11 protein-coding genes are annotated in these 12,595 nt (G+C 67.1%); 7 read left to right on the top strand and 4 right to left on the bottom strand.

Features of this window, described 5'->3' with window-relative positions; genetic code table 11:
- Nucleotides 1-2: 2 nt before the first annotated feature.
- Both FIV34_RS04690 and FIV34_RS04695 read right to left on the bottom strand, forming a co-directional pair.
- Nucleotides 3-611, bottom strand: coding sequence for an exopolysaccharide biosynthesis protein (locus FIV34_RS04690; protein WP_139980169.1), 609 nt, complete (start codon nt 609-611; stop codon nt 3-5).
- A gap of 45 nt (nt 612-656) precedes the next feature.
- The gene (locus tag FIV34_RS04695; RefSeq protein ID WP_139980171.1) at nt 657-1,973 is read right to left on the bottom strand and encodes a hemolysin family protein; all 1,317 of its coding nucleotides are present in this window, start codon (nt 1,971-1,973) and stop codon (nt 657-659) included.
- A gap of 115 nt (nt 1,974-2,088) precedes the next feature.
- Here FIV34_RS04695 and FIV34_RS04700 point away from each other — a divergent pair, with 115 nt between their 5' ends.
- Both FIV34_RS04700 and FIV34_RS04705 read left to right on the top strand, forming a co-directional pair.
- The gene (locus FIV34_RS04700) at nt 2,089-2,718 is read left to right on the top strand and encodes a DUF47 domain-containing protein (protein ID WP_139980173.1); all 630 of its coding nucleotides are present in this window, start codon (nt 2,089-2,091) and stop codon (nt 2,716-2,718) included.
- Between the two features lie 13 nt (nt 2,719-2,731).
- Entirely contained in the window at nt 2,732-3,856 is a 1,125-nt protein-coding gene (locus tag FIV34_RS04705) for an inorganic phosphate transporter (protein ID WP_139980175.1), read from the top strand.
- 7 nt (nt 3,857-3,863) lie between these two features.
- Here FIV34_RS04705 and FIV34_RS04710 read toward each other — a convergent pair whose 3' ends face one another.
- Nucleotides 3,864-4,268, bottom strand: a complete 405-nt coding sequence (locus FIV34_RS04710) for a hypothetical protein (protein WP_139980177.1) — start codon at nt 4,266-4,268, stop codon at nt 3,864-3,866.
- A 75-nt stretch (nt 4,269-4,343) separates the two neighbouring features.
- Here FIV34_RS04710 and FIV34_RS04715 point away from each other — a divergent pair, with 75 nt between their 5' ends.
- Nucleotides 4,344-4,715, top strand: coding sequence for an MGMT family protein (locus FIV34_RS04715; RefSeq protein WP_139980179.1), 372 nt, complete (start codon nt 4,344-4,346; stop codon nt 4,713-4,715).
- Here the strand turns inward: FIV34_RS04715 and FIV34_RS04720 are convergent.
- Complete coding sequence (locus FIV34_RS04720; protein WP_139980181.1) at nt 4,712-4,978, bottom strand: hypothetical protein; 267 nt, start codon at nt 4,976-4,978, stop codon at nt 4,712-4,714. The two genes, FIV34_RS04715 and FIV34_RS04720, sit on opposite strands and share 4 nt — an antisense overlap.
- A 159-nt stretch (nt 4,979-5,137) precedes the next feature.
- Between FIV34_RS04720 and recQ the strand changes: the two genes are divergently transcribed.
- The 4 genes from recQ (at nt 5,138) to zwf (ending at nt 12,524) form a co-directional block, all read left to right on the top strand.
- The gene (recQ, locus tag FIV34_RS04725) at nt 5,138-6,949 is read left to right on the top strand and encodes a DNA helicase RecQ (protein WP_139980183.1); all 1,812 of its coding nucleotides are present in this window, start codon (nt 5,138-5,140) and stop codon (nt 6,947-6,949) included.
- Nucleotides 6,950-7,070: 121 nt separating this feature from the next.
- On the top strand, nt 7,071-8,723 hold the full coding sequence (gene ybaL / locus FIV34_RS04730) for a YbaL family putative K(+) efflux transporter (protein ID WP_139980184.1): 1,653 nt from the start codon (nt 7,071-7,073) through the stop codon (nt 8,721-8,723).
- 139 nt (nt 8,724-8,862) lie between these two features.
- A complete protein-coding gene (locus FIV34_RS04735; RefSeq protein ID WP_139980186.1) occupies nt 8,863-10,689 on the top strand; it encodes a glycoside hydrolase family 15 protein in 1,827 nt (608 codons plus the stop codon).
- Nucleotides 10,686-12,524 carry a glucose-6-phosphate dehydrogenase gene (gene zwf, locus FIV34_RS04740; protein WP_139980187.1) on the top strand — a complete coding sequence of 613 codons (1,839 nt, stop codon included), beginning with the start codon at nt 10,686-10,688 and terminating at the stop codon, nt 12,522-12,524. Before FIV34_RS04735 ends, zwf begins: the two co-directional genes overlap by 4 nt.
- The last annotated feature ends 71 nt before the right edge of the window (nt 12,525-12,595 follow it).

Genomic DNA, 12,595 nt, shown 5'->3' on the forward strand with positions numbered 1-12,595 from the left:
CCTCAAAAAAGGTCGCGGACGAAAGCGACCAGGGCGTGGCTGAAGGTCGCGGACAGGGCCGTGATGGCCACCGTCGTGCCCCATACGGCCAGCAACAGGGCGCCATCGCGCTCCACCAGCGCGAAGGCAAAGACGATCAGCATCCCGCCGAACAGGTAGTTGGTGAAGGGAATCGGCAGGGCCAGCAGGATGCCGATGAGGATCATGATCAGCCCCGAGGCCAGGGTGAAGGGGCGCTGGGTGAGTCGCTGCAGGCGTGGTTTGCAGGCCTTCTCCAGCCGCCGCGTCATCGGTTCGATGCGGTCGAGGAAGCGCAGCAGGCCCGCGCGCGACAGGGTCCGGCGCTTCAGGAAGCCGGGGATCCATGGATGTTCCAGCCCGATGAGCATCTCAAGGCCCAGTGCCACCACCAGCACGCCCATCACCCCGCCGATGCCTACCGGTACCGGGATGAAGTTGGGAATGGCCAGTAATAGCAGCAGGAAGCCGAACGCGCGTCGCTTCAGCGGCTCCAGCAGCTGTTCCACCGTCATCCGCTCGTCCGGCGCGGCCGTGGCGGCGGCCCGGAGCAGGGCGGCTGTCTTCTCTTCGCGGGGCTCGGCGGCAGTCATGCAGCCAGCGTCACCAGCCGGCCTTGAACCGATGATGAGCGCCGCTCAGGCCTCATCGTCGCCGGGGCGGGGTTCGACGGTGATCAGCACCTTGTCGATGCGGGCGCCGTCCATGTCCATCACCTCGAAGCGGATGCCCTGCCAGGTGAAGGCCTCGCCGGCATGTGGGATATGCCCGAAGCCGGTGGTGACCATGCCGGCCACCGTGCGGAAATCGTGCTCTTCCTCGTTGGGCAGGCGGTCCAGCTGGAGCAGTTCGCGCAGGTCGTCGGCCGGCAACGAGCCATCCACCAGCCAGCTGCCATCCTCCCGGCGCACGATGGGGCCGGCCTGGGTCGTGTCGTCCGACGCGGGCGCGGTGGCACCAACGACGGCCGAGAGGAGGTCGTTCAAGGTCACCAGGCCTTCGATGTCGCCGTACTCGTCCACGGCCAGGGCGAGCTGGGTATCTGCGTCGCGGAAGGCTTCCAGCAGGTCCAGGGCGCGGGCCGCGGCCGGCACGAACAGCGGCCGGGCCACGTGGGCGAACAGGTCCACTTCGCCGCTTTCGAGCGAACGGATCAGGGTCTTCACCTCGACCGTACCGATCACCTCGCTCTCGTCCCGGCGATACACCGGGTAGCGCGAGAACGGCGTCTGCCGGAGTACCTCGAGGTTGTCCTCGCGGGGCGCGGCGATATCCAGCCAGGCGATCTTCATGCGCGGGGTCATCACCGAGCCCACCGCCCGGTCGCCCAGGCGCAGCACCCGGTTCACCATGTTGCGCTCGTCGCTGTCGAGGATTCCCTGCTCGGCACTCTCGGCCACCAGCATGCGGATCTCTTCTTCCGTCGCCGCGCTGGCGCCCTTGCGATGCAGCTGCAGCACCCTGAGGATGCCGGTGGAAACATGGTTGAGCAGCCAGACCAGTGGCAGCGTGATCCGCGAGATCACCAGCATGGGCACGGCGATCTGGCTGGCGATCTTTTCCGGCGCGGTGAGGGCGGCGCGCTTGGGCACCAGCTCACCGACGATGATCTGCACCAGCGACATCAGCAGGAAGCCGGCCAGCCAGCCCAGCACCCGCATGTAGGGCTCCAGCCACGCCGGGCCGTCGCCGTGGATCAGCTCGGCAAAATGCTCGGCGAGCTTGTCGCCGGCCAGGGCGCCGGTGACCAGGATGATCAGGGTCATGCCCACCTGGACGGTGGACAGGAACTGCTCCGGGGCCTCGGCCAGCTGCAGGGCGACACGGGCCCGGCGACTGTCGCGGGCCATCTGCTTCAGGCGACTTTTCCGCGAGGCCACCACCGACATTTCGGACAGGGCAAAGAACGCGTTGGCCAGCGAGAGGACGAAAACGAGAAGTAGTTCGGTGAGCATGTGCGGGCTATATACCAGACACGGCAGCGAAGGTCTTGCGGCCCGTGTGCAGCAAGGGGAGGGTAAGGTCCGGTAACATAAGCGTCATATCCCCGACGATCCCCCAGGCAACTCCATGTTTTCACTCCAGACGATGTTCGGTAAGGGCGACAAGTTCTACGGCCTGCTCGAAGAGAGCGCCGAAGCCGCCCGCGAGAGCGCCAAGGCCATGCACGACCTGGTGACCCGCGCCGACCGCTCGCCGGTCATGGCCGCCTTCACCACCACCCGGGCGCGCGAGAAGGCGCTGCACGCCCAGATCGGCGAGGAACTGGTCAACACCTTCGTGACGGCCCTGGATCGTGAAGACATCGAGGCGCTGAACTCCGCGCTGTACAAGATCCCCAAAACCATCGAGAAATTCGCCGAACGCTACGTCATCGTCGCTGATCGCCTTGCCGGCGTCGACTTTGCCCAGCGCGCCGTGCTGCTCCAGCAGTCGGCGGATGTCGTCGTCCAGATGATCGCCCAGCTCCGCCAGGGCCTGAAGATCGGCCCGGTGAAGAAGCTGCGTGACCAGCTGCACGCGCTGGAAGCCGAGGCCGACCGCCTGCTGCTGGATCCCTACCGCACGCTCTACGCGGAGGCCTCGGACCCGCTGCGCGCCATCCTCGCCAAGGACCTCTTCGAGCTGATCGAGAAGGCCGTGGACAAGTGCCGCGACGTCGGCAACGTCGTCTACGCCATCGTGCTCAAGAACTCCTGACGGCGGGTTTCCCATGAGCATGGTTATCGCGGTCGTCCTGATCGCCCTCGCGTTTACCTACATCAATGGCTTCCACGACACGGCGAACTCGATTGCCACCGTCGTGGCGACCAAGGTGCTTACGCCGGGCCAGGCCGTCCTGCTGGCGGCAGTGACCAACCTGGCGGGCGCCCTCTGGGGCACGGCCGTGGCGGCCACGATTGCCTCGGGCCTGATTGATACCGGCGTGGTCGAGGTGGGGTCGCAGTTGCTGATCAGCGCCTTGCTCGGCGCGACGATCTGGAACCTGATCACCTGGTGGCTGGGCCTGCCGTCCAGCTCCAGCCACGCCCTGGTCGGCGGCCTGTGCGGTGCCGCCCTGGCCGCCTCTCAGGAAAACCTCCACTCGATCATCTGGTGGCAGGCGGGCGCGCACTGGTGGCTGGGCAAGGGCGTGGTGCCCAAGGTCATCGTGCCGATGATCATCTCGCCGCTGCTGGGCTTCGTCCTCGGCTTCCTGCTGATGGGCGCGCTCTACGCGCTGCTGGGCTTCTTCTCCGGGCAGAAGGGCTACCTGCACCGTTTCGGCCGCACGCCGTTCGTCAACAGCTTCTTCGGCAAGGCGCAGATCGTCTCGGCCAGCGCCATGGGCCTGTCGCACGGCATGAACGATGCGCAGAAGAGCATGGGCATCATCGCGCTGGCCCTGGCCGGCGCCACGGCGGCGGGCCAGTTCGACCACCTGCCGGCGTTCCTGTCCTTCCTGCGCATCCCGCATGACCCGGCCGCGGCCGGCGGTTTCCCGATCCCGGTTTGGGTGAAGGTGGTCTGCGCGCTGACCATGGCCGGCGGCACCGCGGGCGGTGGCTGGCGCATCATCAAGACGCTGGGCCACAAGATGGTCAAGCTGCACCCGATCAACGGCTTTGCCGCCGAAGGCAGCTCGGCCGCGGTGATCCTCACCGCCTCGATGATGGGCATCCCCGTGTCCACCACCCATAACGTCTCCGCCTCGATCATGGGCGTGGGCGCGGCCAAGCGTTTCAACGCCATCCGCTGGTCGGTGGTGGAGCGGATGGTGTGGGCGTGGATCCTTACCTTGCCGGTGACGGCGGCGTTGGGCTATGCCCTGGTGAAGCTGGGCCGCCTGTTCTTCTGAGCGGCGCCTACAGCGCGTCGGCTTCGCCGTTGACCACCTGTTCCAGCTGGTCTCCAGTGAGGCCAAGTTCCTCGATCAGCCGGGCCAGCTCGCGCTCGTCAAGGTAGTCGTAGGGCCGGTTCTCACACAGGTGCAGGAACGGCGAGCCATCCAGGTCGGCCTCGGCCAGGTAGCCCGTGCGCTGCTCCCAGTTGAAGCGCAGGCAGCGGCGGGCGTCCACGCCGGCCAGCGGGCCGATGGGCGTGGAGAGACGCAGGAAGCGCTGCCCCTCGCCGTCTTCCAGCTCAGCCAGGTAAATGCCCTGGTGCCGGCCATCCGGCAGCTCCAGGTCGAAGCTGATCAGGTAGGGCTCGTTCTGTCGGAGCTTGTGGATAGCCCCGACGTGGGAGCGGATCGCTTCGAAGTGACGCATGGGCTTGCCCTGGGCTCGATAGCAGACCCCCGATGGTACGCTCACCGTGTTTCGTTTGGCATGCAAGAAGCGCCCATGACTGATGAACTGGATGACGATGAAGCCCGTGCCCTGCGGGCGCAGCGGATTATCGAGGCCGTAGCCGCGATACCGCGTGGCCGGGTAGCCAGCTATGGCGCCATCGCCGCGCGCGCCGGCTACCCGGGCCGCGCCCGGCTGATCGGCCGGGTGCTCGGCGACGCTCCCGACCGGCTGAAACTGCCGTGGCACCGCGTCCTGCGGGCCGACGGGCGGATTGGCATCCCTGCCGGCACCGCGAGCTACCGCGAGCAATGCAAGCGCCTGAAGGCCGAGGGCGTGACCGTGAAGGACGGCCGCGTGCCGATGAGCGCGTTCGGCCTCGACCATGACCTGGACCGGGCGATCTGGGGCATGCCCGGGGCTTAGCGGTAGATGATGTCCACCACCCGCCAGCGGGCGGCGCGGTCACGTGTCAGCGCGTAGGCGAACAGCGGCACGCGGGCCATGACGTCGAGCCGGGCCGGGCGCGTTTCGGCGGGCGCAGGTCGTAGGCAGGCGGGCTGGGTGCCCGCCATCAGGCACGTCGGCTCGCGAATGACGCCGCTGAAGGTGATCGCACCGTCGGCGGCGAGGACCGGAGCGGCGCCGATGAAGGCGACGAAGGGCAGCAGTACGAACGCATTGCGCATGGCGGTAACCCCCTTGGTTGGCGGGCCGGTAGCCCGAGCTCATTACGCTCCTGCGGCCGTTTGGGGGACAAGCGCTGGCGGCTGAACATGGTGTAGGCCTACGCCGATTTGGGTGTCCCGCCGTTCAGGCCCGAGACCCCGGTTTGGTAGCATGGGCGCATGCAGTCTTCCGCGATCGACCTCCTTCATTCCGTTTTCGGCTATCCCGCGTTCCGGGGCCAACAGCAGGCCATCGTCGAGGAAGTCGCCGCGGGCGGTGACGCCCTGGTGCTCATGCCCACCGGCGGCGGCAAGTCATTGTGTTTCCAGATCCCCGCGCTCATGCGTTACGGCACCGGCATCGTCGTGTCGCCGCTGATCGCCCTGATGCAGGACCAGGTTGACGCGCTGGTCGAAGCCGGCGTGAAGGCGCGCTACCTCAATTCCAGCCTGGATGCGCTCACCCAGCGCGAGGTGGAAGAGCAATTGCTCGCCGGCGACCTGGACATGCTCTACGTGGCGCCCGAACGCCTGCTCACCCCGCGCTTCCTCGCGTTGCTCGACCGCATCCCCATCGCGCTGTTCGCCATCGACGAGGCGCACTGCGTCTCGCAGTGGGGCCACGATTTCCGCCCGGAATACCGCGAACTCACCCTGCTGCACGAGCGCTTCCCGGAAGTGCCACGCATCGCGCTGACCGCCACGGCGGACGACCGCACGCGCGAGGAAATCGTCGAGCGCCTCCGCCTCACCGAGGCCCGCCGTTTCGTTTCCAGCTTCGATCGCCCGAACATCCGCTACCGCGTCGCGCCGCGGCAGAACGCGCGCCGGCAGCTGCTGGATTTCCTCGATGCGCACCGTGGCGATGCGGGCATCGTGTATTGCCTGAGCCGACGCAAGGTGGACGAAACCGCCGCGTGGCTCGCCGAGGCGGGCGTGGATGCGCTGCCGTACCACGCGGGCCTCGACCCGGAAACGCGTACGCGCCACCAGCAGCGCTTCCTGCGCGAAGACGGCATCGTCATGGTGGCCACCGTCGCGTTTGGCATGGGCATCGACAAACCCGACGTGCGCTTCGTGGCGCATCTCGACCTGCCGCGCAGCATGGAAGGCTATTACCAGGAAACCGGCCGCGCCGGCCGCGATGGCCTGCCCGCGGAAGCGTGGATGGTCTACGGCCTGGGCGATGTCGTGACCATGAGCCAGATGATCGCGCAGTCCGAATCCGGCGACGATCGCAAACGCATCGAGCGCGCCAAGCTCGATAGCCTGCTCGGCTACGCGGAAGCGACCCGGTGCCGCCGGCAGCTGCTGCTCGAGGCGTTTGCCGAGCCACATGCAGGAAACTGCGCCAATTGCGACAACTGCCTGGTGCCGCCGAAAACCTGGGACGCGACGCTGGCCGCGCAAAAGGCGATGTCGGCCATCTACCGCAGTGGCCAGCGCTACGGTGCCGGCCACCTCATCGACATCCTCCGCGGTGACGTGGCGGAGCGCGTGCGCGAACTGGGCCACGACAAGCTCAGCGTGTTTGGTGTCGGCGCGGACATGGACGCCACCCAGTGGCGTTCGGTGTTCCGCCAGTTGCTGGCCGCAGGACTGGTCGAAGCCGACCCGGAAGGCTACGGCACGTTGCGCCTGTCATCGCAGAGCGGCCCCGTACTGAAGGGCGAGCGCAAGGTGGAACTGCGCGAGGACGCCCGCCCGGCCAAGGGCCGGCGCACGCGCAGCAGCGCACCGGCCGCGGGCGCCTCCCTCGGCATCGAGGCGACGGAAGAGCCGTTGTGGAACGACCTGCGCCGCGTGCGTGCCGAACTGGCGAAGGCCCAGGGCGTGCCCGCGTATGTCATCTTCCATGACGCGACGCTGCTGGCGATGCTGCGCGGACTCCCGCAGGATGAAGACGAACTGTCGGCGATCAGCGGCGTCGGCGAGAGCAAGCTCAAGCGTTACGGCAAGGATTTCCTGGCGGTGTTGACCGCGGCCGGGTAGTGCCCTCGATCGATATGAGGTTATTCTCAAGTCCGCGCCGCTATTGAAAAAATCGTGCCGTCGCGCTTGCATCGGACGGGACGCGTCCCCAACCCTTAGGGGCTGACCCAGGGAGCCGCCCATGCACGACGCTACGCCACTCATCGCCACCATTGTCGGTGGACTCGTCCTGGCCTTCATCTTCGGCGCCATCGCGAACCGCATCCGCCTGCCGGTCATTGCCGGGTACCTGGTCGCCGGCGTGGTGGCCGGGCCGTTCACCCCGGGCTACGTCGCCGATGCGCATATCGCACAGGAGCTCGCCGACCTCGGCGTCATCCTGCTGATGTTCGGCGTGGGCCTGCACTTCTCCCTGAAAGACCTCCTCTCGGTAAAGAACATTTCCATTCCCGGTGCCGCCGTGCAGATGGGCGTGGCAACGGGACTGGGCATGCTGCTGGGCTGGGGCCTCGGCTGGCCCATGGTGCAGGGCTTCGTCTTTGGCCTGGCGTTGTCCGTGGCCAGCACGGTGGTCCTGCTGCGCGCGATGGAAGAGCGCCGACTGCTCGACAGCGACCGCGGCCGCATCGCGGTCGGCTGGCTGATTGTCGAAGACCTTGCGATGGTGCTGGCGCTGGTGCTGCTACCGGCGCTGGCGGGGTTCCTCGGCGAAGGCAAATCCGGCCCCACGCCGGGCATGGGTGAGCTGGTGCAGACCGTCGCCATCACCATCGGCAAGGTGGTGTTGTTCGTCGCGGTGATGCTGATCATCGGCAAGCGCGCCATCCCCTGGATGCTCCAGGCCGTGTCCGGCACCGGTTCACGTGAACTGTTCCGCCTGGCCGTGCTCGCCATCGCGCTGGGCGTCGCCTTCGGCGCCGCGCACCTGTTCGATGTGTCCTTCGAGTTGGGCGCGTTCTTCGCCGGCATGATGATGGGTGAGTCGAAGCTCTCCCAGCAGGCCGCGGAAGAAACGCTGCCATTGCGCGATGCGTTTGCCGTGCTGTTCTTCGTCTCCATCGGCATGCTGTTCAATCCGCATGTGCTCGTGGCCCAGCCGTGGCTGGTGCTGGCGGCGTGCCTGATCATCATCGTCGGCAAGTCCGCGGCGGCGTTCGCCATCGTGCGCATGTTCGGCCGCCCGACGAAGACGGCACTCACCATTGCCACCAGCCTCGCGCAGATCGGCGAGTTCTCCTTCATCCTCGCCGGGCTGGGTGTCTCGCTGGGGCTGATCAGCGCAGAGGCGCGCGACATCCTGCTCGCCGCGGCCATCGTCTCCATCCTGGTCAATCCGCTGCTCTTCGTGGCGCTGGATAAATGGGTGGCGAAGCACGATGCGGACGCCCCGGACGAGCATCCGCAGATGCGTGGGCACACGGTGCTGGTCGGCTTTGGTCGCGTCGGTCGCCGCGTGTTCGCCGAGCTGCGTGCCACCGGCGCGCCGATCCTGGTGATCGAGACCGACGAAGATGCGGTACGCGAACTTCGTGAATCGGGCGGGGCGGATATCGTGATCGGCAATGCCGCGGCCGCGCCCGTGCTGGCCGAGGCCAACCTTGGCTCGGCGCGTGCGCTCATCGTGGCGGTGCCGGATCCTTTCGAGGGCGGCCAGGTGGTGCGCGCCGCCCGCGCCGCGCGGCCGGACCTGCCGATCGTCGCCCGCGCGCATTCGCCGGATTGCGTGAGCCATCTTGCCGGCCTGGGTGCCAGTGAAGTGATCTATGGCGAACAGGAGCTCGCCCGGAGCATGTTCGAGGCCTCGCTACCGAAGCCCTCGCACGCGGGGCACTGATCCGGGGCTGCCCGGGTCGCAAGATCCTGAAGCGGGTTTCACTCTCTGCGGCACGCCTGCCCAAGACACCGCCGGATACATCGCCCTAACGTTTCGCTGGCTAACGTGATCAGGTTAGCCACAGCGAAACGGAGAGACGATGGCATCCCGGATCGAAGATTACGCCATGCTCGGCAATTGCCGTAGCGCCGCCCTGGTCGCGCGAAACGGCTCGATTGACTGGCTGTGCCTGCCACGGTTCGACTCGGCCGCGTGTTTTGCCGCGCTGCTGGGCGATGAGAACAACGGACGCTGGGCGCTGGCCCCGGCCGACCCGGACGCCACCTGCACACGCCAGTACATCGACGGCAGCCTTGTGCTGGAAACAGAGTGGACCACGGCCACCGGCAAGGCCCGCGTCGTTGACTTCATGCCGTTCGCCGGCGAGCAAGTGGGGATCACCCGCATCGTCGAGGGCATCAGCGGGCGGGTGGACTTCGAAAGCCGGCTCACCGTCCGCTTCGACTACGGCAACACGCTGCCGTGGGTGACCTCGCGCGACGATGGCACCCTCTCGGCGGTGGCCGGCCCCGACATGATGGTGCTGCGGACCGCCGTGGAGATGGAAGGCGAGGGCATGGAGAGCGTGGGCCGCTTCAGCGTTGGCCCCGGCGATTCCGCCCCGTTCGTCATGGCCTGGGGCCCGTCGCACCTGCCGGTGCCCGAGCCGCTTGATCCAAAGCGGGCGCTGGACGACTCGCTTGCCTATTGGGAGGCCTGGTCCAACCGTTGCAATGACAGTGGTGAATGGAGCGACATCGTCCGCCGTTCGCTGATCGTGCTGAAAGGCCTGAGCTACGAACCCACCGGCGGCATCGTCGCCGCGCCCACCACCTCCCTGCCGGAACAGTTCGGCGGCGAGCGCAACTGGGATTACCGTTTCTGCTGGGCCCGCGATGCCACCTTCGTGCTGTCTGCGCTGGTAAACGCGGGTTACCACGATGAGGCCAGCGCCTGGCGCGACTGGGTGCGCCGCGCCGTGGCCGGATCGCCCGGCCAGCTGCAGGTGATGTATGGCCTGGCCGGTGAGCGCCGGCTCGAGGAGTACGAGCTCCCCTGGTTGAAGGGTTACGAAGGGGCGCGCCCGGTGCGCGTCGGTAACGCCGCCTCCAGCCAGTTCCAGCTGGATATCTTCGGTGAGCTGATCGGCGCGTTCTCGCATGCGATGAAGCACGGCGTGGTGCTCCACCCCGAGGCCGACAATGTGCAGGCCGTGTTCCTCGACCATCTCGCCGACATCTGGCGCCACCCGGACGAAGGCATCTGGGAGATCCGTGGCGAGCCGCGCCACTTCGTCCACTCCAAGGTCATGGCCTGGCTGGCGTTCGCCCGCGCCGCCGAGCAGAAGCGCGAAGGCCTGGATCCGCATTACGTCCGCCGCTGGCGCAGCATCGCCGACGAGATCAAGGCCGACATCCTGGCCAAGGGCGTGGACCCGGTCCGTGGCTGCTTCACCCAGTCGTACGGCTCCACCGAGCTGGATGCCAGCCTGTTGCTGGTGACACTCACCGATTTCCTGCCGCCGGATGATCCTCGCATCGTGGCCACCGTGCGCGCCATCGAGGAAGACCTGCTCGTGGCCGGCTTCGTTCGTCGCTATGACACCCGTTCCGGTGTCGACGGGCTGCCGCCGGGCGAGGGCGAATTCCTGCCGTGCAGCTTCTGGCTGGTGGAGAATTACGTGATGCTGGGCCGGATGGATGAAGCCCGTGCACTTTTCGAGCGACTCATCGGGCTCACGAACGACCTCGGCCTGCTCGCGGAGGAGTACGATCCCCGGACAAAACGCCTGTTGGGCAATTTCCCACAAGCCTTTTCGCACGTCGCGTTAGTAAATGCCGCCTTTAGCCTGGCGCATGGTTACAGTGCGACGGCTGACATCCACGCCACCCCCGAATCCACCGTTCCCCAAGGAGTCCGTGCATGAGCCCAGCCCAACCGAAGCGCGCTACATCCCGCGCTCACCCGGCCGACCCGTGTACCGTCGTGATCTTCGGCGCCGCCGGTGACCTCACCAGCCGCCTCGTCGTCCCCGCGCTATACAACATGCGCCGTACCGGCCTGCTGTCCGACAACTTTGCCATCGTGGGTTTCAACCACGGCAAGATGTCCGACAACGCCTGGAAGAACAACCTGCACAAATCGCTGGAGCGCTACGTCTCCGGCGCTGGCCAGCATCTCGATGAAGAGGCCTGGGGCTGGCTCGGCAGCCAGATGACCTACTTCCCGGGCGATTTCGATGATGCGTCGTCGTTCCAGGCCCTGGCGACGAAGCTGAAGGAGATCGACCGCAAGCGCGGCACCCAGGGCAACGTCCTGTTCTACCTCGCCACGCCCGAGCGTTTCTTCGGCGACGTGATCGAACAGCTGCGCGATGCCGGGCTGACCCAGGACGGCGGCGCAGATAGCGGCCACTGGCGCCGCGTCATCATCGAGAAGCCGTTCGGCCACGACCTGGCCTCGGCCAATGCCCTGAACGAGCGCATCCTGAAGGTGCTGCGCGAAGACCAGATCTACCGCATCGACCACTTCCTCGGTAAGGAAACGGTGCAGAACATCATGGCCTTCCGTTTCGCGAACGGCCTGTTCGAGCCGATCTGGAATCGCGACCGCATCGACCACGTGCAGATCACCGTGGCCGAAACCGTGGGCGTGGAGCGTCGTGGCTCGTTCTACGAGCAGACCGGCGCCATGCGCGACATGGTGCCCAACCACCTGTTCCAGCTGCTGGCCATGGTGGCCATGGAGCCGCCGACCTCGTTTGATGCCGAAGCCGTGCGCACGCGCAAGGCCGAAGTCATCGAGGCGATCCGGCCGATTTCCCCGGAGGATGCGGTGCGTGGCCAGTACGGCCCGGGCGCGGTGAACAGCGAGCTGGCCCGCGCCTACCGCGACGAGCCGGACGTGGCGCCGGACTCGGTCACGGAAACCTTCGTGGCCATGAAGCTCTCCATCGATACCTGGCGCTGGTCGGGCGTGCCGTTCTACCTGCGTACCGGCAAGCACATGGGCCGCCGCACCACCGAGATCGCCATCCGCTTCAAGAGCGCGCCCATGGCGCCGTTCCGTGGCACCGGCATGGATGCGTTCGGCCCCGACTGGCTGGTGCTGCAGATCCAGCCGGACGAGGGCATCTCGTTGCAGTTCGACGTGAAGCGTCCTGGCCCGCGGGTGGAGCTTGCCCCGGTGCGCATGGACTTCAAGTACGCCGACTGGTTCCGCGCCGAGCCGAACGTGGGCTACGAAACGCTGCTGTACGACTGCATGACCGGCGACGCGACGCTGTTCCAGCGCGCGGACATGGTCGAGGCGTGCTGGCGCGCCGTGCAGCCCGTGCTCGATGACTGGGCGCAGCGCACGCCGGCGGATTTCCCGAACTACGCCTCCGGCAGCGCGGGCCCGGCGTCGTCGGACACGTTGCTGGCCATGGGTGGCCGTTCGTGGCGTCCGCTGAATACCGGTACGGAACCGGCACGCCGTGCGGCTCGCCAGAAAGCGGAGTCGGGCACCGGCGTCCTGGCGACGAAGGAGCCGGCGCGTCCGTCGGCAGCGAAGCGTGCGGCGGCGAAGAAGTCGCTGCGTGCGGCCTCGGTGAAGAAGGCGTCGCCGGTTAAGAAGACGGCGGCGAAAAAAGCGACGGTGAAGAAGGCCGCCAAGAAGAAGGTGGCGGCGAAGAAGGCACCCGCGCGGAAGGCGGCACCGAAGAAGCGCGTGGCGGCGGCACGCAAGGCCGCCCCCGCGAAGCGTTCGCCGATAAAGTAATCACTCCACGACGCAACGAAAAAGCCGGCCCCCACAGGCCGGTTTTTTTTATGCGAGCTTTTTGTAGGAGC

The organism is Luteibacter pinisoli (genome assembly GCF_006385595.1).
In the GTDB taxonomy this organism is placed as follows: Bacteria; Pseudomonadota; Gammaproteobacteria; order Xanthomonadales; family Rhodanobacteraceae; genus Luteibacter; species Luteibacter pinisoli.